The sequence below is a fragment of the Nocardia sp. NPDC049737 genome, from assembly GCF_040674755.1.
Classification (GTDB): Bacteria; Actinomycetota; Actinomycetes; order Mycobacteriales; family Mycobacteriaceae; genus Nocardia.
This window is the reverse complement of the sequence record NZ_JBFANH010000021.1, coordinates 104318-122306: the sequence shown is the minus strand read 5'-3', so window position 1 is coordinate 122306 and position 17989 is coordinate 104318. Positions and strand designations below refer to the sequence as shown.

Here is a 17989-nt window from a genome sequence, read left to right as displayed (position 1 = left end):
GCAGCTGTTGGGTGACTAGTCGCGCCGGCGGGAGTGTTCAGTCGACGTAAAGGGCGACTTCGGTTGATTTGCGGCGCGCGTCAGATGGTGCCCGCGCTCATGCCACCGGAGATGGTGATCGCTTCGCCGTTGAAGTGGCGCCCGGATTCGCCGACCAGAAGTAGGATTGCTTGGGAAACCTCTTGCGGCACAATGAGGTCGCCATTCGGCGGACCGGAGGCGAACATCGCCTCCACATCCTCGAGGGTGGGATTCTCGATATCGGGCACCATCGCCGAATACATTGCCGGATTCATGATCATATCGGTGCGCACACCGGCCGGTAGTACCGCGTTGACGGTGATGCCGTGCGGAATTGCTTCATGGGCAAGCGATTTGACCAAACCGATGACACCCCATTTCGCTGCCGCGTAGTGGCCCGAGTTCGCCGCTCCCATGCGGCCGACGATGGACGAGGTGGCAACGATTCTGCCCCACCGGCGTTCGATCATATGCGGCACCACGGCACGGAAACTGTGGAAGACGCCGGTGAGGTTGACATCGATCATGTCCTGCCACATCTGCTCGTCCATCTCGGCGATGGCCGCACCCGAGGCGATACCGGCGTTGGCGAGCAGGATGTCGATCCGGCCGAATTCGGCGACGGCCCGTTCGGCCAACCCGTCCATCGCCGCGCGGCTGCGCACGTCGGCCTGTACCGCGAGGCAGCGCCGCCCGGTCTCCTCGACGAGCTTGACGGTCTGGGCGAGATCGTCTTCGGAGCTCAGCGGATACGGCACGCTGCTGATCGGCTCGGCGATATCGCACAGCACGATGTCGGCGCCTTCAGCGGCCAAAGTGACCGCATGCGAACGCCCTTGACCGCGCGCGCCCCCGGTGATCACTGCTACCTTGCCCTCCAGCTGCCCCACGCGTGTCCCCTCTCGACCGGTGATCCCATGCTTTCACGATCCGTGGTGTGACTCGGCAGGAACGGCTACGTCCATTGCGCGAGGCGAGTAGATCGACAGGTCAGCTCGCGGACCAGCCCGACCAGCGGGTGACGTCGACGGCCAGCACCGGTCCGGGGGGCGGCTGGGTGCGGTAGACGGGATACCGTGCGGTCAGAAGCTCCAGGGCTTGCTCGGCTTCGGGGGCGTCAACGATTCGCGCGGTGCCGTCGGCTCTGGTCCACCACAGGTGCGTCCAGTCCTGGCTGTAGTGGTCGGCGAGCACGGCTACGGTGGGGTTCGCGGCGATATTCGCCAAGCGGCGCAAGGCTGTTGTCGTCTTCGGCTTCGCATCTACGGCGCTGTAGATGATGTGGTCGATGACCGCGAATACGATCGGCACGATATGTGGACGCAGGTCGGTGGACACGGTGGCGAGTCGGGCTACCGGTTCTGCCATGAACCGTTCCCGCGCCAGTTTCGCATTCAGTCGCACCGAACCTCCGCATCAACGATCGGCCACACACTCATTCTCGCCTGGTTCGCGACTAGATGCGGACGAACAGCGGCCGCGCGGGGTCCACGGGAATCGGTACGGCAGGCCCGATTCCGAACAGGATGAAAACCGCGGGCTCCGGGCTGTCGCCCAAAGTTCCGTCGTAGTGCGGTGTACCCGCTGTGCGCGTGGCGAATTCGCCAGGGTACATGGGCAGGGTGGCGGTGAGGTCGATGGTGGGGCCCGCGCCGACCGTCCATACGCCCGACAGCATTACGGCGTGGCGATCGAAGGTGTAGGCGTGCGGGGCGCTCATCCAACCGGGGTGCCAGCGGGCATAGCTCGCGTAGAAGCCGGGGGTTCGATAGGAACCGAGCACGTCGGCGGTTTCGAAGCTTTGCGGTGGTGCGCCGGGTACAGGCTGCCAGTTCAGGTCGGCCAAGCCGTGAATCGTGGTGCCCGGCCCCGGGGACCGGTCTTGGACAGTCGGGAATTCGACGGTCAACGGCTCGGCTGCGTTACCGTTCGAGCCGTTCCAGACAACGGGCTCCATCAGCCCCAATGCGGGCAGCGCCAGCGCTATTCTGCGACGCATTTCGCGTGCCGTTTCGTCCTCGGCCAGGTATCGGTTGTCTTCCACGCGCATGACCTCCTGGATGTCATCGCAGCAGGGCAAACCGAATTCTTGACGCATCATACGGTGGTGTGCCAATAGTTTGCTGGAAATCCGCCGAGATCAACGAGCCGCTTCGTCACGCCTGTGGCGGGCACCACCGCACAACTCGGTGAGCTACAGACTCCGGTGACCTCTGGTGGCGTCGAGGTATCCCCCGGTGACCTGATCCTCGCCGAGGAGGAAGGCGTGATCGTTGTCGATCCCGATCGCATCGACGTGGTCCTCGATGCTGACGCAGCGGTCAAGGACTCGGAGGCCGAACTCGTCTGCTCGTCGCGGCGTCGACACTCAGCGATGGCCTCAATCTCGCCGAGCACAGGGTAAAGATGTTCCCATGACCAGCCATGTTCTCGCGATCGATCTCGGCAAGACGGGCTGTCGCGGTTCATTGCGCGTCGACGGAAGTCAGGTCGGCTATGCGGAAGCACCGGGTGCGCCGGGGCTGGCATACGCGACGGGTGTCATTGCGGCGGAGCGTGCGATCTACGCGGTGACAAGGCAGATCGATTCGCTACCAACAACATTCACGCTGTCTGTCGGCGCGGCGGGTGCCGCATCGGCACCGGACGCGGCGGCGGCACTTGCCCGGCGGTTGGCGGAGGTTCCCGGCGCGGCAGCGGTCGCCGTGACTTCCGACGCCGTCACCGCACACGCCGGGGCGCTGGGAGGATCCCCCGGTGTCGTGCTGGCTATCGGAACCGGGGCCGTCGCGACCGCCGTCGACGATGCCGGCGGGTTTACCCGAGTCGACGGGTGGGGACCGCAACTCGGCGATGAGGGCAGCGGCGGCTGGATCGGCCTCGAAGGTCTACGCGCCGCACTACGTGCCCATGATGGCCGCGGGCAACGCACGATCCTGACCGAGAAGGCCCGCGAACGCTACGGCATCGAACTGGAAGCACTGCCGAAATATCTTGGCGAACAGGATAATCCGGCCCTGATCGCCGCCGAGTTCGCACCCTTCGTAGCCGCCGCTGTCGACGATATCGCGGCCGCGATCATGGCAGCCGCTGCAGGTGCACTCGCTCGCACCGTCCTCGCCGCGATCGAACGATCCGGAATTCGTCCACCGGTCCCCTATGCGATCACGGGCGGTCTCACCAAGCTCGGCGCGCCACTCTTGGAGCCGCTCGACCACCGGATCGCGCACGCGATCGACCGCCGCGATCCGATCGGCGATCCGATCGACGGTGCCGCATTGCTCGGCCTCGACCCGACCACCGCGCTCGAAGCGCTGGTCACCCGAATCTCTGACACTTATTGACAGGACATGCGTGACCACTGACACTTAATTGCACTCAGTCCGCCGCGTCACCGGGGAGCTGCGTTGAACGCACTCAATCTTGCCGTCATCGTCGTCTATCTCGTCACCGTCGCGTGGATCGGCCTGCGGCTGTCCGGAAAACAGAAGTCCAGCAGCGACTATTTCGTCGGTGAGGGCCGTATGCCGTGGTGGACAGTGTGTTTGTCGGTGGTGGCCACCGAAACGAGTGTGCTCACCGTCATTTCGATTCCGGGTGGCGCCTACACCGATCAGGCCTTCGGAAATGTCGAATTGGCCATCGGGTACATCATCGGACGCACGGTGGTGGCGATCGTGCTGATCCCGCTCTACAAGCGCGGCGGGTTCGTCAGCGCGTACCAGTACCTCGAGCTTCGTTTCGGTCGCTATCTGCAGGGCGTGGCCGCGGTGACTTTCGTGTTCACCCGGCTGCTCGCGGAGGGTGTGCGACTGTTCGCCTCAGCCATTCCGATCAAGTTGCTGCTCAGCGAATTCGGACTCGACTTCGGCTACGACGCGATCATCGTGGCGCTGACGTTGTTGACCGTCGTTTACACCTACCTCGGCGGCATCAAGGCGGTGATCTGGACCGACGCGCTGCAGATGGGCCTCTACCTCACCGGTGCACTTATCGCGATCTGTGTGCTCACCGGCCATGTCGGCGCCTCCGGCTGGTCGGATGCGTTGCATGCGGGCAAGTTCCGCGTCTTCGATACCGATTTCGGTCTCGCGCACATCCTCACCAGCACATTCGCCCTGCCGACCGCGGTTATCGGCGGCGCGATCTTCGCGATGGCCTCGCACGGCTCGGATCAACTGATCGTGCAGCGGATTCTGGCGACGCGGTCGCTGCGCGACAGTCAGAAGGCGATGATCGGTTCGGGCATCTTCGTGGCCATCCAATTCGCCGCGTTCTCCTTGGTCGGTGTGCTGCTGTGGTCATACAACAGCGGCAAGACGGCCAAGGAACTCGGATTGGCCAGCGCGGACAGTCTGTATCCCAACTTCATTCTGCACGGGTTGCCGGTGGTGGTCTCCGGGCTATTGGTCGCCGGAATCCTCGGCGCGGCAATGGGGTCGCTGTCCTCGGCGTTGAATTCCATGGCCAATTCGACGGTCGCCGATATCATTCGCGGCTTCTCCCGACGTACGCTCGCCGATGCCACGCTGCTGCGTCTGGCGCGCGTGATGACACTGGTGTGGGCGGCGCTGATGGCGCTGTTCGCCATGGGTTTCAGTGCGACGACGGGCAATGTGTACCTGACGGCGCTCACCATCGCCGGCTACACCTACGGTGCGCTGCTCGGCGCGTTCCTGCTCGGGCGACTGGTCGCGCGCGCCAACCAGTTCGACGCGATCGTCGCCTTCATTGCCACGGTGATCGTGATGACATTCGTGGTGCGGGTGGTCAAGATCGATGTGACCGTCGCCGGGAAGGTGGTCGAAAAGGGGATCGCGGCACAGTGGTTGGTGCCGATCGGTGTACTCGTGACATTGATCGTCGGCGGCATCGCGAGCCTGTTCCACTCGGCGTCCGCACCGGATGAGCCGGAACCTGTTGCGGTGGTGGCCTAGTGCGCGTCATCGGGTTGATGTCGGGAACCTCGCACGATGCGATCGACGCCGTCGGGGCGGACATCGTATTGCGGGACACGACGATTCAGGTGCGACTCGTCGGACAGCTCAGCCGATCGTATCCCGACGAACTGCGCTCGGAACTCATCGCCGCCTTGCCGCCCAATGCCATGGACATGGCGACCGTGTGCCGTCTGGATACCGCGATCGGCCAGGCCTTCGCCGATGCGGCTCTGGCGGCAATGTACGAGTTCTTCGGCAGCACAGCCGATCTCGTTGCCTCCCATGGGCAGACCGTCTACCACTGGGTGAGCGACGGTGCGGTAAAGGGCACGCTGCAGCTGGGTCAGCCCGCATGGATCGCCGAACGCACCGGATTGCCGGTCGTCAGCGACTTTCGTTCGCGCGATATCGCCGCAGGCGGACAGGGCGCACCGCTGGTGGGGCTGTTCGACCTGCTGTGGCTGGCGGGACGTCCCGAACGCGCGGCCGCGCTGAATATCGGCGGGATCGCGAATGTCACAGTCACCGGCGACAAGCCGGTCGCCTTCGACACCGGACCTGGCAACGCGCTGATCGATGCGGCCGTCGAATTGTGCACGGGCGGTGTCGAGCATTTAGACCGTGACGGAGTACGTGCCGCCCGCGGCGACATCGATACCGATCTGCTGGAAACCCTTCTCGCGGAACCCTATTACCGCGCACCGGCCCCCAAGTCCACCGGCAAGGAGCTGTTCAACCGCAGCTACCTGGAGCGCGTGTTGGACGGCCCCGCGGCCTCCGCCGACGATATTGTCGCCACTGTGACCGCGCTGACCGCCCGCACCATCGCCGACGCCCTCGCACCACTGCGCCCGACCGAGGTCGTCGCGTCGGGCGGCGGGACATGCAATCCCACCCTGATGGCAATGCTCGGCGCATCTCTGGGCCCCACGAAATTGCGTACATCGGACGAACTCGGCCTACCGTCGGCGGCGAAGGAGGCCACCGCATTCGCCGTGCTCGGCTTCCTCACCGCACACGGTCTGGCGGGTAGCCATCCCGCCTGTACCGGAGCGAGTCGCGCGGCGGTGCTCGGTTCCATCACCCCGGGTGCGGCTGGATTCACACTGCCCGGCGCGCCGGTAACCATGCCCCGACGACTCACGCTGGCGGGGTGAACGATGCCCGATTCCGACGACGTACGCACTCGCCTGCTGGCGGCGCTACCACGACTCACCCCGACCGCACTTCGCGTCGCGCAGGTGATCCGGCACGATCCGGCTGCCGCCGCACAGCTCACAGTGAGCCAGCTCGCCGAGCGATCCGCGACCAGCACCTCCGCGGTGGTCCGACTGGCGAAAACCCTCGGCTACGAAGGTTATCCGCAGCTGCGACTGGCAATGGCCGCGGTCGGCGGCGACGACAACGCGCCGGTATTCGCCACCGATATCGATGCCGACGACCCTTTATCGAAGGTACTGCACAAACTGACCGCCTTCGAAACCGAGGGCATGATGGCGACCGCCGAACTCGCCGATCCCGCGACCATGGAAGCCGTCGTCGACGCACTGGTGGGCGCGCGACGGGTGCATCTGGTCGGCATCGGGGCGTCCGGACTCGTCGCGATGGATATGGCGCAGAAGCTGACCCGCATCGGAATGTGGTGCGGCGCATGCACATCCGAGGATGACGCGCTGGTGCAGGCCAGCCTGCTCCAGACCGGTGATGTAACCGTCGCGTTCTCGCATTCGGGTGAGACCGCCGCTATCGTCGAAGCCGTGCGCCGGGCCGCCGACGCGGGCGTGCGCACTGTCGCCGTGACGGCCGGGGCTCGATCCGGACTCGCGAATACCGCCGCGCACACGGTGCTCGTGGCCGGACGTGAGGACGGATTCCGTTCCGCGGCAATGGCGAGTCGTATGAGTCAGCTCCTCATCGTCGATGCGCTGTATGTCGGCGTCCTGCAACGCACGCCGTCGGCGGCAAGGGCGCTGCGGCGCACCTACGAGGCGGTAGCCGATCGTCGAACCAAGGAGGCCGAATGAATTACCCGGTGTCGCGGTGACCGAAATCGGTTCGCTGACAACCGAAGCGTCGAATCCACGCACCAGCATGCTGGATTCGATGCCGATCGACGAGCTGCTGCACACCATGAACGCCGAGGATGCCGGTGTGGCTTCGGCTGTGGCGCAGGCGATTCCGCAGATCGCACGAGCGGTCGAGCTGATCGTCGCGGCACGGCGGCACGGCGGTCGACTGATCTACCTCGGCGCGGGCACCAGCGGCCGCCTCGGCGTACTCGATGCGGCCGAATGCCCACCGACCTTCGGCACCGATCCCGGCGAGGTTCTCGGCATAATCGCGGGCGGACCCGTCGCCTTGCTGCGCGCCGTCGAAGGTGCCGAGGACGATCCCGCGCTGGCCGCCGCCGACCTGTCCGCCATCGCACTTACCAGCGACGATGTGGTTGTCGCACTGGCCGCCAGCGGCCGGACCCCCTACGCCATCGGTGCGCTGCGATTCGGCCGCTCGATCGGTGCCGCGACCGTCGCGATCTCCTGCAACCGCAACGCGGAAGCCAGCACCTACGCCGACGTCGGCATCGAAATCGATACGGGACCTGAGGTTTTGACCGGCTCCACCCGGTTGAAGGCAGGCACGGCGCAGAAGATGGTGTGCAATATGCTCTCCACCGCCGCCATGGTGCGGTCGGGCAAGGTCTACGGCAACCTGATGGTGGATGTGCAGCCCACCAATGCCAAACTCGTCGACCGTGCGCGCCGCATCGTCGCTGAGGCGACCGGAACCGATTCCGCCACCGCCGCGGCCCTATTGGATGCCGCCGACGGCCAAGTGAAAACCGCTATCGTCATGCGCCTGACCGGAGTCGACGTGTCGGCGGCCCGCGCACTACTGCACGACGCGGACGGGCGGGTGCGCGACGCCGTACCGCACTGATATCCCATTCGCCGCGCAACCAACCGCTACCCTGACCCACAGTTCCGCGCCACCGCCGGAACGATGTGTCGGCAATTCGGAGGCACCATGCTGTCCCTACAGGAGATTTCCGACCGCATGGAGATCGAGGACCTCATGGTCCGGTACTCACATGCGGTAGACACCCATCAGTGGAATCTGCTCGACGAGATCTTCACCGCGGATGCGCATATCGACTATTCGGCCATGGGCGGCGCGGTCGGTGATCTCGAATCCACCAAGAAGTTCCTCGCCGGCGTGATGCCGAATTTCCTTGCGTTTCAACATCTGATCAGCAATTCGTCCATCACCGTCGACGGCGACACCGCCACCGCGCGCACCATGTGTCACAACCCGATGCTGGTCTCGACCGGCGAAGGTCGGCAGAGTCTGATGCTGTGCGGGCTCTGGTATCACGACACCTTCGCTCGCGTCGATGGCCGGTGGCGGATCAAGCAACGCGTCGAGGAGAAGAGCTTCATGTTCGTCGCGCCGGGCACCGCCTGAACACGAATCGATGCTCCCGAATTCGGGAGCATCGATCGGTCATTCGTGTTGGCATATATCTCCGCATGAGCATTTGCCGCCATCCTGGCAACCGCACCGGCAGTCCGGACCGCAAGCACAGGGGAGAACGCTGGGAACCATCGCAAACCTTTCCGAAGTAGGGATTGCCGCCTGAGCTATAGCCGGGAAGTATAATCAGGGCTCAGCCGTCCTTGTGTGCCACGGCGAAGACCCGCCGGAACGGCAGCCAGGTCGTGCCGTCGAGCTGGCGCGGGTAGGCCGCGCGCAACAGTGGCGCCAGCTGTGCGGTGAACTCCTGCCAGCCGGTGTCGTCGAGTGCGTTGCGCACCGGGCGCAGGGCGGTTCCGGTGACCCATTCGAGGACCGGATTCTCCCCCGAGAGCCGTTGCAGGTAAGTCGTTTCCCATGCGTCGACCGCGCAACCGGTGAGCGTGAGCACCTGGGCATATCCGCTGGGGTCGAGAACATCCCGCGGCTGCAGTATGCCCGCGGGCGTGAGCCGGTCGCGCCATTCTTCGCGGCTCGCGAGTTCGCGAATCGCGCGGTGTGACGGTGCGTCGAAGTTGCCGGGCACCTGCAGCGCGAGCCAGGCGCCTGCAGGCAGCGCGCGCACCCATTGGGGCAGCAGAGTGGTGTGCGTCGGGACCCAGTGCAATACGGCATTGCTGATCACGACATCGGTATCCGGTGCCGGTTGCCAGTCCTGCACCGTCCCGAGTTGTGCGTCGATGCCGAGACCCCTTGCCGCGGCGACCATTTCGGGCGAAGAATCCGATGCCTCGATGACCGCGCCTGGCCAGCGCTCGGCAATCGAAGTGGTGAGATGTCCTGGGCCGCATCCGAGGTCGACGACGCGACGCGGATTCTCGGCCCCGATCCGGCCGAGTAGTTCGAAGAATGGACGCGAGCGGTGGTCATCGAAGGCGAGGTACTTCTTGGGATCCCACATCGGCAGCTCCAAGTCGATTCAACCAAACCGTACGGACGTACTGTATTCTGCCCCGACTGGTCCGGCAAGGAGCGGGGCGGAATTTCCGGCGCTATCCGCGGGTTGGTGCGGAAAACAACCGATGGGAGTGCAGTGAACGACTTCAACGCGCAGGTGATCAATGAGTTCCGCGCCAATGCGGGCCAGGTCGGCGGCATGTTCGAGGGTGCGGCGATGGTGCTGATCACGACGATCGGCGCCAAATCCGGTCGCCAGGTCACCAGCCCGCTGGTCTATCTCCCTGACGGTGAGCGAATCGTGCTGATCGCCTCGAACGGCGGCGCCGATAAGCATCCGGCTTGGTACCACAATCTGCGCGCGAATGCGGAATTCACCGTGGAACTCGGTACCGAAAGCTATACGGCGAAGGCCGAGGTGGTGACCGGTGCCGAACGCGATGAGCTGTATGCGCGGATGGTCGAGATCATGCCGGGTTTCGGAGAGTACCAAGCGAAGACGTCTCGGGTGATTCCGGTCGTCGCGGTGTATCGCCAAGAGGCCTGATGCTCCGAGGGTGCCAGCCCGGTCCCTGATCGCCGGGCCGGCACCAGCCGATCAGGATTTGTCGCCGAACCAGCGGCACAGCGCTTCGGCAAGTCCATCGCGATCGCCGGAATCCGCTGCCCAGGCAACGTAACCGTCCGGTCGAATCAGCATTGCCGAAAGCTTGCGTGGTGCAACGGGTTTCGCGGTCACCACGCGTACCCGATCCGACCACGCTGCGGCGATCGTCCGCAGCTGCGCGGAATCGGTCAGATCCAACAGAATCGCCCGACCATCGGCGAAGTGCGCACCGACCCGACTGCCATCGGACAGCTCGATATCCGGTGCGACCGCGCCGATCAGCTCGTGGCCACCGCCGAGGTCGTAGCGGTGCAGAACACCGGAGATCCTCTTGAAGATCGCGGTGCTGCCATCGCGGGTGGCCAACAGATCGGTCATCACTTTGCGTAATGCCTTGCTGCGCTGGTCGAGTCGCATGAGCGCCACTTGTGCGCGGGTCCACTCCAGCACCCATGCGCCGACGGGATGACGTTCGGCGGTGTAGGTGTCGAGCAGGGTTTCGCTCGCATCGCCGCGCACCACCGCGGCCAATTTCCAGCCGAGGTTGACCGCATCGCCGATGCCGAGATTGAGTCCCTGCCCACCGAACGGCGAATGCACGTGGGCCGCATCGCCGGCGAGCAACACCCGGCCCTTGCGATAGTCGGTGACCTGGCGGGTGTTATCGGTGAATCGCGTTGCCGAATGCACTGCGGTGATCTCGACCGGCACACCCGACACCGCGCGTAGGCTGGCCTGCAATTCGGCCGCGGTGACCGGGGTTGTCCGGTCGGCGGGCGGGCCGTCGAGTTCGACGGTCAGGATCCGGCCCGGTGTCGGACCGCTGGTGTAGATCCCGGTGTGGGTGGTGTTCCAGCCCGGACGCAAGCCCTCCGCGCCGGTCATTTCGACGACCGCCTGATGGCCGGTGATCTCCGGGTCCAGACCCGGGAAATCGAATCCGGCCAGCTTGCGGACCGTGCTGCGGCCGCCGTCGCAGCCGACCAACCAGTTCGCGCGGACGGTGCCGTCGGCGAGGCGGACAGTGACACCGGTTCCGTCATCGTCGAATTCGGTCAACTCCGCACCGCGCCGGATCTCGATCCCGAGTTCGTCGGCACGCCGAGCCAGGATCGCCTCGATGGCCTGCTGGGCCACCAGCACCGCCTCGGCGCCCGGGCCGAGTTCGGCGAAAACCGGGTCGTCGAAGTCGATTTCGTCTGCGCGAAGCATGATGCCCGCGAAATGACCAGCGATCGGCAGACGCTGGGTCGCGGCATTCGGGAACATGCCCGCCGCGCGGATGCGCTGCACCGTCGCATTCTGCTGTTCGAGCAGGTCGGGCAGCATGCCCCGGCGGTAGAACGCCTGCGCAGTGGGCACATTGATCGCAGCGGCCTTGATGGTCATATCGGGGTCGGCCAGCCGCTCGACCACCAGCACCTCGGCGCCACCGAGGCGAAGTTCGCAGGCCAGCATCAGTCCGACCGGTCCGGCACCGGCGACGGCCACATCGAATGTCTCGTTCATGAACTCGACTCTGCAGATGGGCGGTTGCGGCTGGCTTACATCGCCTTGCATGCGCCTTGCATCGCGCCGGAACCCGCCTCAGTCGAGCTGATCGATGGCGGCCACGGCGATCTCGTGGTCGGTCTGCGACAACGCGGCGCCGGGGACGCCCCATGCGCCGATGACGGTATCGCCTGAGCGAATGAGCACACCTCCACCGTAGGCGGACCAGCGAACGTGCGCCGGCGAGGCCGAGTCCGATGCCGAAGAGATTCCGGAAGTTCTGCGAGGTGCTCGAAACCGTGGTCCGACGCGGGGGGCTGCGTAGAGAATCGAGTCGAGCGAAGGAGTCTCATGGAACCGATTGTTTCCGTCACCGGTGGCAAGATCCGCGGTCGGACGACCGCGGGGATCACCGCATTCCTCGGCGTTCCGTACGCGGCGGCGCCGGTCGGTCCCGCGCGTTTCCGTCTGCCGACGCGGGTGCCGGACTGGCAGGGAGTTCGTGATGCGCTCACCCACGGCGCGACCTGCGTGCAGACCCCTTATCCCCCGCCGATCCACGCGCTGATCGGCAGTGACGGGATACCGGGCGAGGAATATCTGAATGTCAATGTGTGGACACCGGATCCGGGCGGTGCCGGACTGCCGGTCATGGTGTGGATTCACGGCGGCGCATTCACCCGAGGATCCAACGCCAGGGCGATCTACGACGGTGCGGCGTTCGCGCGCGACGGGGTCGTGCTGGTCTCGATCAACTACCGGCTCGGTATATCCGGCTTCGCTGCGGTGCCGGACGCACCGCTGAACCGGGGGTTACACGATCAGTTGTTCGCGCTGCGGTGGGTGCAGGAAAACATCACGGCCTTCGGCGGAGATCCGAACCGGGTCACCGTATTCGGGGAGTCGGCGGGTGGAATGAGTGTGGCGACGCTGATGGCTTCGCCGCTCTCGCGTGGGTTGTTCCGGCAGGCGATCATGCAGAGCGGCAATGGATCCGCCGCGGTGGCCGTCGAGGATGCGCGCAAACTCGCCGGAGAATTGGCTACGAGTCTCGGTATCAGCCCCACCGCGGCGGATTTCGGCGAGTTGGGTCCCGATGAGCTGCGCGCGGCGCAGGATACACTCGCGCTGGCGCTGATGAGCGATCCGGATCCGGCGCGGTGGGGGTCCTCGATCATTGCCAACGGGATGGGGATCATGAGTCTGCTTCCGGTGATCGATGGTGAGGTGCTCGACGGGCAACCCGTCAAAGTGCTTGCCGCGCAACCTGATCGGGCCGTGCCGCTCATCGCCGGATGCACCGCCGAGGAGTTCCGGTTCTTTACGGTGCCGACGGGTATCGCAGCCGGGATCACCACAGAGACCCTGCCTTTCGTGCTCACCCGCTACGGACTCGATCCCGGGCTCGGGGATATCTACGGTGCGAATCGTCCGGGCGCCTCGGCGGCGGATGTGTTCGCCGCGATCATTACCGATCGGGCCTTCCGCTCGGACACCTTGCGGATCGCTCAGTCGATCGCCGCCGCGGGCGCGCCGAGCTACGCCTATGAGTTCGCGTGGTCATCCGGTATCGAGGGGCTCGGTGCCTGTCACGTTCTGGAGGTGCCGTTCGTCTTCGACGCACTCGCGGGCGCGCGCACCCTGACCGGTCCCAATCCGCCGCAACCGCTCGCCGATGAAATCCATTCGGCGTGGGTGGCTTTCGCCGAGTCGGGTGATCCAGGGTGGGCGCGCTTCGAGGAGGATTCGCGGCTGGTGCAGATCTTCGACAGTCCGGAGTCGGGTGTGGTGAGTGATCCGCGTGGGGACGAATTGGCGGCGTTGCGGAAGTCGGTCGCCTAGCACGGCGATTGGATCGCACCGATCGAGATCGGGTGGAATTGTTGTGGGCTGGTCGGGCGCATGGGCACCCCTATTTGCCGAGAGTGCTGGAAATCGTGGTGGCAGAGGTGCGTAGGGCGGCTCGGGCGGCGGCGACGGCCGGGTGTCGGCCGGTACCGCGCCGGTAGGCCAGAAGGGTTTTGCGTCGGGTGGATAGGGCTGTGAGCAGTATGTTCGGCGGTGGGGTCAGTGCGCCGAGTTCGGGGACCAGGGCAACGCCCTGACCGGCGGCGACCAAGGCGAGGACGGTGCTGAAGTCGTCCACGTGATGGCGGACCCGCGGGGTGAATCCGGCCGCCTGACAGGCCCGGATCGTCATGGTGTGGCAGAGCGTGCCGGGAGTGCCGACGATCCAGGAGGCGTCGCGGTGGTCTTCGAGCGGTGTGGCGGTCGGGGCGGCCAGGTAGATGGTCTCCTCGAGGAGCGGCTCGGTGTCCAGGGCGGGATCGGGTTCGGCGGGTACGTAGTCGTATTCCTGGACCAGCGCGACGTCGAGGGTTTCGGTGCGGAGTGCGTCCGGGACCGTAATCGGATCCAGTTCTGTCACAAGCAATTCCAGTCGCGGATGGTCGTGGCTCAGTGCGACCAGGGCGGGGGCGAGGATCGTGGCGACGGCCGTCGGGAAAGCGCCGATGCGCAGCGTTCCGGTGAGTGTTGCGCGGGAGGCGGCGAGATCGGCGGTGGCCTGTTCGAGGGCCGCGAGGATCGTCTCCGCGTGTTCGACCAGGGTGAGTGCGGCGGGGGTGAGAGTGGCGCGTCGCCCGGTCCGTTCGAGCAGCGGTACTCCTGCTTCCCGCTCCAGCGCGGTCAGCTGTTGGGAGACTGCCGATGGCGTGTAGCTCATAGCCTCCGCGACCGCCGCGATCGTCTTGCGATGGGCCAGTTCGCGCAGCAGGCGTAGCTTTCGAACGTCGAGCATCAGTTCAGCTTATGCTCAACGGAAGAAACGCGAACTGGACCTGACGTATCGCGGCGGGCCAGGCTTGAGACCATGACGCTCACCGGCCTCTTCATCCCCCTGATCACACCGTTCACCGCCAACGGCGAACTCGCCGCCGACACACTGGCGGGCCTGGCTCATCAGGTACTCGACGAGGGTGCAACCGGCATCGTCGCCCTCGGCACCACCGCCGAAACCGCCACTCTGACCCCCGAAGAGCGCCATCGCGTCCTCGATATCTGCGGCGGCGTCTGCCGAGAACGCAACGCCCCCTTGATCGCCGGAGCGGGAACGAACTCCACCGCGGATTCGGCCGAAGCACTAGCCACCCTCGGCTCCACTGTCACTGCCGCGCTCACCGTTGTCCCCTACTACACCCGCCCCTCCGAAGCCGGCGTCCTCGCGCACTTCCGTCACCTGGCCGCCACCAGCCCGGTCCCCCTCATCGTCTACAACATCCCCCACCGCACCGGCCGCATCCTCGGCGCCGACACCCTCCTCGACCTCGCCCGCATCCCGAACATCATCGGCTTCAAACACGCCGTCGGCGGCATCGACGACACCACAACCACTTTCATGGCAACCCTCCCACCCGACGTCACCGTCCTGGCCGGTGACGACCTGCACGCCGCCGCACTGCTGGCCCTCGGCGCCCCGGGCGCAATCCTCGCCACCGCGCACCTGGCCACCTCGGCCTTCGCCACTCTGATCGACCTGTGGCGCGACGGCCCCGTCCAGGAAGCCCGTGCCCTCACCCACCGTCTCACCCCCCTGTCCGCAGCCCTCTTCGCCGAACCCAACCCGGTAGTCATCAAATCCGCGCTAGCCGCCCAGTGCCGCATTCCGACCCCTACCGTCCGCCTCCCTCTCCTCCCCGCCACCCCCGAAACAACCACCGCCGCCCTCGAAGCGTTGAGCCGCCTCCCCGCAACCATCCCCGCCTGATCGTCCGATCCCTCAGCGCGGCTGATCGGAGTCACAATTCCGCGACGGCAGCACTCTCACCGGAGTTCCTCCGTGCGTCGCTGACCGCGCGGGGGCGCCGGCTCGGGTCGGATGAACCGAAGCTGCGGTCGTCTCGATCTGGCGGGCGAGGCCAGCGGTATCTGTCGGCTTCGTGGTATCGACATGGATCACTGGGGTCAGTTCCAACGGTCGGCCGTGCTCGGCCCACGTGTCCCAATCGCGCACAAGGCGAAGCCCATCGTCATGCACCGCAGCCCGCTGCCGCTGCGTATACCTGGCCCGCGCCGTTTCCACCGAAGCGTCACACCAGATCTCGATCGCCCGATCGGCGCCGACTCGGTGAATGCCCGCTCGCGCGAACTCGAGGTCGCGTGGCCGGAACCACCATGAGTCGACCACCACCGTCTGCGGTATCGCTGTAGCCATCGCCCAGACAGCTTCCATCGCGATCGCGCCGAGCGACGGCACGGCATCGGGTCGGGAAATGCATTCCGCCAAGGCTTCTTTCACGGTGTCCTTGGAGAGCAGCTGCGCATCCAAAATGCGGGCAAGCAGAGCCGCCAATGTCGACTTACCTGAGCCGGGTATCCCGTTGACCAGAACTAGGAGTTTATCCTCCGCTCGTTGCGTCACCCCGACATTCTTGCCGGCCTCATGGTTGATTCAGCAGCGCTTCGGGTGGGGTTCTGCGCCAGGTGGGACGGTGGGCGTTGGTGATCCAGCGCAGGGTCCATTCGGCGGGGCCGTAGCGGAACCAATGGAGCCAGAGTGCGCTCAGAGCTAGTTGGAGGGTGAAGACGAACAGAGCTGTGGTCATGGTGGCGAGGGGGGAGAAGGTGCCGGCGGCGGCGATGCCTATTCCTGTGAAGATCAGTAGGCCTATGGCCGATTGGGCGAGGTAGTTTGTGAGGGCAATGCGGCCAGCGGGGGCCAAGGCTGTGCGGACGAAAGACGTGCGAGGGCTGTGCATTGCGCGGAGCAGAGTCGCGACGTAGGCGGCGGTGAGCAGGGGTGCGGTGGCGACGCTGATTGCGACCGGGAGGGTGTGGCCGGTGCCGCCGCCGATGGTGAAGAGGATGCTGCCTGTGAGGCCGATGGGGAAGCCGATGAGTTGGATTCGACGCAGGATCGGTTCGTCGCCGTGTACCTCGGCGAGCAGTTTGCGCCGGCCCGCGACCATGCCGAGGAGGAACATCGCCAACGCGGTCGGTCCCTGCAGGGTAAGGGCTTGCAGGACAAGGAGTCCGAGGCCGTCGAGGTGTTCGCCTATCACCTCGCTCCAGCCGCCGAGCATGGCCTGGGTCGCGTGCTCGGCATTGGCTTGCGCCTCGGCGGTCGAGGGCAGCAGTGCCGACGCATCCAGAAACACCGCGCCGAGCAGCAGGCTCGCCACGACCAAGCCGTACAGAATCGCCGCAACGCGCAATGCGGTTCGGTCGCTGACCCGCCGCATCCAGTACAACACCAAGCACGCCACCGCATAGGTGGTGAGCACGTCGCCGGCGTACAGGAACACGATGTGCAGTACACCGAGGACGAACAGGCCCCCGACGCGGCGCAGCATCCGTGGTTCGAAGGCGGCTCGCGCTGCGGCCGCCGACTCCATCTGCAGGGTGAAGCTGTAGCCGAACAGGAATGAGAACAGCAGATAGAACTTCATCTCGACGAAGACCTCGGACAGTGCACGCACGGCGTCGTCGAGGGTGGAGGTGTACGCGGGGTCGGTAACCAGATTGCCGGGATAACCCGAGGCCATGAAGGTGATGTTGACGATGAAGATGCCCAACAGGGCGAAACCGCGCATGGCGTCGACGTCGTGTACTCGCGATCTGGAGGCGACCAGCTGATCGGTCATTACATTCTCCGCAAATAGATAGTATCTGAGGGATACTATCTACCATATACTATCTCTCGGACTAATATCCCGCAGAAGCATCGGCGATACCGAGGAGGTAAGGCCATGGCCGACGAGGCGGTGCCCGCCGACCTGGGCAGGCTTTGGCGACTCCCGGCACCCGCGCGGCTCGGACGACCGGCGGAACTGGACGTCGACCGGGTCGTGCGCGCCGCGGTGGACCTCGCCGATCGCGCCGGGCTCGGCGAGGTCACGCTGCTGAAGGTCGCGCAGACACTGGGTTTCACGAAAATGGCGCTTTACCGCCACGTCGGTTCCAAGGATGAACTTTTTGAGCTGATGGCCGATTTCGCGACCGGTCCGACACCGGATCTCGGGACCGGATCCCTCGACTGGCGGGCCGGGATGCGGCAGTGGGCACACGCGATGCGCGCGGTCTACGCCGAGCATCCGTGGTTGCCGCAGTTACCGATCTCCGGGCCGCCTCGCGGTCCGAACACGATCGGCTGGATGGATGCCGCATTGCGCGCACTCGCCGACACCGGACTCGACTGGGCGACCAAGGTCGGCATCCTGACGCTGGTGAGCGGGCATGTGCGGCAAGCGAGTCTGCTCACCCAGCAGATCACCGCGGCGCGGCGCGGCACTGGTCTCGACGAGGTGCAGGCAAATCGAAATTACCGCCGCACGCTCGCCGTCCTCGTCGATCCGGACCGCTTCCCCGAGGCGGCCGCACTGTTCGCCAGTCCGCTGTTCGAATCGCCGTCGGACGGCGATACCGATGCGGCCGACCAGGACTTCGTATTCGCGCTGGAGCTGATCCTCAACGGCGTGGCCGCCGAGATCGACGGCGCATAGGG

The 17989-nt window shown here is 65.6% G+C and carries 20 protein-coding genes; 11 read left to right on the top strand and 9 right to left on the bottom strand.

Annotated features, from left to right (window positions below):
- Positions 1-80: 80 nt before the first annotated feature.
- From AB0J47_RS26800 to AB0J47_RS26790, 3 genes are all read right to left on the bottom strand, one after another.
- Positions 81-911 carry a mycofactocin-coupled SDR family oxidoreductase gene (locus AB0J47_RS26800; RefSeq protein ID WP_364351537.1) on the bottom strand — a complete coding sequence of 277 codons (831 nt, stop codon included), beginning with the start codon at positions 909-911 and terminating at the stop codon, positions 81-83.
- 100 nt (positions 912-1011) lie between these two features.
- Positions 1012-1419 (bottom strand): TIGR03668 family PPOX class F420-dependent oxidoreductase, encoded by a 408-nt coding sequence (locus AB0J47_RS26795; RefSeq protein WP_364351667.1) that lies wholly within the window; start codon positions 1417-1419, stop codon positions 1012-1014.
- 58 nt (positions 1420-1477) lie between these two features.
- Positions 1478-2065: a hypothetical protein gene (locus AB0J47_RS26790; RefSeq protein WP_364351534.1), complete on the bottom strand. Its 588-nt coding sequence runs from the start codon at positions 2063-2065 to the stop codon at positions 1478-1480.
- A gap of 120 nt (positions 2066-2185) precedes the next feature.
- Here AB0J47_RS26790 and AB0J47_RS26785 point away from each other — a divergent pair, with 120 nt between their 5' ends.
- The 7 genes from AB0J47_RS26785 (at position 2186) to AB0J47_RS26755 (ending at position 8423) form a co-directional block, all read left to right on the top strand.
- Positions 2186-2425, top strand: coding sequence for a hypothetical protein (locus tag AB0J47_RS26785; RefSeq protein WP_364351531.1), 240 nt, complete (start codon positions 2186-2188; stop codon positions 2423-2425).
- A 10-nt stretch (positions 2426-2435) separates the two neighbouring features.
- Positions 2436-3365, top strand: a complete 930-nt coding sequence (locus AB0J47_RS26780; protein ID WP_364351528.1) for a BadF/BadG/BcrA/BcrD ATPase family protein — start codon at positions 2436-2438, stop codon at positions 3363-3365.
- Between the two features lie 63 nt (positions 3366-3428).
- On the top strand, positions 3429-4958 hold the full coding sequence (locus tag AB0J47_RS26775; RefSeq protein ID WP_364351525.1) for a sodium:solute symporter: 1530 nt from the start codon (positions 3429-3431) through the stop codon (positions 4956-4958).
- Positions 4958-6118 (top strand): anhydro-N-acetylmuramic acid kinase, encoded by a 1161-nt coding sequence (locus AB0J47_RS26770; protein WP_364351522.1) that lies wholly within the window; start codon positions 4958-4960, stop codon positions 6116-6118. Before AB0J47_RS26775 ends, AB0J47_RS26770 begins: the two co-directional genes overlap by 1 nt.
- Before the next feature lie 3 nt (positions 6119-6121).
- A complete protein-coding gene (locus AB0J47_RS26765; RefSeq protein ID WP_364351519.1) occupies positions 6122-6985 on the top strand; it encodes a MurR/RpiR family transcriptional regulator in 864 nt (287 codons plus the stop codon).
- A gap of 16 nt (positions 6986-7001) precedes the next feature.
- Positions 7002-7898, top strand: coding sequence for an N-acetylmuramic acid 6-phosphate etherase (murQ, locus tag AB0J47_RS26760; protein WP_364351516.1), 897 nt, complete (start codon positions 7002-7004; stop codon positions 7896-7898).
- An 87-nt stretch (positions 7899-7985) separates the two neighbouring features.
- Complete coding sequence (locus tag AB0J47_RS26755; RefSeq protein ID WP_364351513.1) at positions 7986-8423, top strand: nuclear transport factor 2 family protein; 438 nt, start codon at positions 7986-7988, stop codon at positions 8421-8423.
- A 202-nt stretch (positions 8424-8625) separates the two neighbouring features.
- Here AB0J47_RS26755 and AB0J47_RS26750 read toward each other — a convergent pair whose 3' ends face one another.
- Positions 8626-9393, bottom strand: a complete 768-nt coding sequence (locus AB0J47_RS26750) for a trans-aconitate 2-methyltransferase (protein WP_364351510.1) — start codon at positions 9391-9393, stop codon at positions 8626-8628.
- Positions 9394-9525: 132 nt separating this feature from the next.
- Between AB0J47_RS26750 and AB0J47_RS26745 the strand changes: the two genes are divergently transcribed.
- Positions 9526-9936: a nitroreductase family deazaflavin-dependent oxidoreductase gene (locus AB0J47_RS26745; RefSeq protein WP_364351507.1), complete on the top strand. Its 411-nt coding sequence runs from the start codon at positions 9526-9528 to the stop codon at positions 9934-9936.
- Positions 9937-9987: 51 nt separating this feature from the next.
- Here AB0J47_RS26745 and AB0J47_RS26740 read toward each other — a convergent pair whose 3' ends face one another.
- Both AB0J47_RS26740 and AB0J47_RS26735 read right to left on the bottom strand, forming a co-directional pair.
- Positions 9988-11505 (bottom strand): FAD-dependent monooxygenase, encoded by a 1518-nt coding sequence (locus tag AB0J47_RS26740; protein WP_364351504.1) that lies wholly within the window; start codon positions 11503-11505, stop codon positions 9988-9990.
- 78 nt (positions 11506-11583) lie between these two features.
- On the bottom strand, positions 11584-11757 hold the full coding sequence (locus AB0J47_RS26735) for a heme-binding protein (protein ID WP_364351664.1): 174 nt from the start codon (positions 11755-11757) through the stop codon (positions 11584-11586).
- Positions 11758-11838: 81 nt separating this feature from the next.
- Here AB0J47_RS26735 and AB0J47_RS26730 point away from each other — a divergent pair, with 81 nt between their 5' ends.
- Entirely contained in the window at positions 11839-13329 is a 1491-nt protein-coding gene (locus tag AB0J47_RS26730; protein WP_364351501.1) for a carboxylesterase family protein, read from the top strand.
- 70 nt (positions 13330-13399) lie between these two features.
- On the opposite strand, the gene AB0J47_RS26725 is transcribed toward AB0J47_RS26730, so the two are convergent.
- Positions 13400-14287, bottom strand: a complete 888-nt coding sequence (locus tag AB0J47_RS26725) for a LysR family transcriptional regulator (RefSeq protein WP_364351498.1) — start codon at positions 14285-14287, stop codon at positions 13400-13402.
- A gap of 72 nt (positions 14288-14359) precedes the next feature.
- Between AB0J47_RS26725 and dapA the strand changes: the two genes are divergently transcribed.
- Positions 14360-15253 carry a 4-hydroxy-tetrahydrodipicolinate synthase gene (dapA, locus tag AB0J47_RS26720; protein ID WP_364351495.1) on the top strand — a complete coding sequence of 298 codons (894 nt, stop codon included), beginning with the start codon at positions 14360-14362 and terminating at the stop codon, positions 15251-15253.
- A gap of 12 nt (positions 15254-15265) precedes the next feature.
- On the opposite strand, the gene AB0J47_RS26715 is transcribed toward dapA, so the two are convergent.
- On the bottom strand, positions 15266-15907 hold the full coding sequence (locus AB0J47_RS26715; RefSeq protein WP_364351492.1) for an AAA family ATPase: 642 nt from the start codon (positions 15905-15907) through the stop codon (positions 15266-15268).
- A gap of 19 nt (positions 15908-15926) precedes the next feature.
- Positions 15927-17129 carry a DUF418 domain-containing protein gene (locus AB0J47_RS26710; RefSeq protein WP_364351489.1) on the bottom strand — a complete coding sequence of 401 codons (1203 nt, stop codon included), beginning with the start codon at positions 17127-17129 and terminating at the stop codon, positions 15927-15929.
- 105 nt (positions 17130-17234) lie between these two features.
- Between AB0J47_RS26710 and AB0J47_RS26705 the strand changes: the two genes are divergently transcribed.
- Positions 17235-17987, top strand: coding sequence for a TetR/AcrR family transcriptional regulator (locus AB0J47_RS26705; protein ID WP_364351486.1), 753 nt, complete (start codon positions 17235-17237; stop codon positions 17985-17987).
- The last annotated feature ends 2 nt before the right edge of the window (positions 17988-17989 follow it).

What these genes read in the sequence shown, in the direction of transcription:
- AB0J47_RS26765 (WP_364351519.1), top strand. Translation starts at nt 6,122, where the DNA reads ATGCCCGATTCCGACGACGTACGCACTCGCCTGCTGGCGGCGCTACCA.
- AB0J47_RS26780 (WP_364351528.1), top strand. Translation starts at nt 2,436, where the DNA reads ATGACCAGCCATGTTCTCGCGATCGATCTCGGCAAGACGGGCTGTCGC.
- dapA (WP_364351495.1), top strand. Translation starts at nt 14,360, where the DNA reads ATGACGCTCACCGGCCTCTTCATCCCCCTGATCACACCGTTCACCGCC.
- AB0J47_RS26705 (WP_364351486.1), top strand. Translation starts at nt 17,235, where the DNA reads ATGGCCGACGAGGCGGTGCCCGCCGACCTGGGCAGGCTTTGGCGACTC.
- AB0J47_RS26750 (WP_364351510.1), bottom strand. Translation starts at nt 9,393, where the DNA reads ATGTGGGATCCCAAGAAGTACCTCGCCTTCGATGACCACCGCTCGCGT.
- AB0J47_RS26755 (WP_364351513.1), top strand. Translation starts at nt 7,986, where the DNA reads ATGCTGTCCCTACAGGAGATTTCCGACCGCATGGAGATCGAGGACCTC.
- AB0J47_RS26730 (WP_364351501.1), top strand. Translation starts at nt 11,839, where the DNA reads ATGGAACCGATTGTTTCCGTCACCGGTGGCAAGATCCGCGGTCGGACG.
- AB0J47_RS26725 (WP_364351498.1), bottom strand. Translation starts at nt 14,287, where the DNA reads ATGCTCGACGTTCGAAAGCTACGCCTGCTGCGCGAACTGGCCCATCGC.
- AB0J47_RS26710 (WP_364351489.1), bottom strand. Translation starts at nt 17,129, where the DNA reads ATGACCGATCAGCTGGTCGCCTCCAGATCGCGAGTACACGACGTCGAC.
- AB0J47_RS26740 (WP_364351504.1), bottom strand. Translation starts at nt 11,505, where the DNA reads ATGAACGAGACATTCGATGTGGCCGTCGCCGGTGCCGGACCGGTCGGA.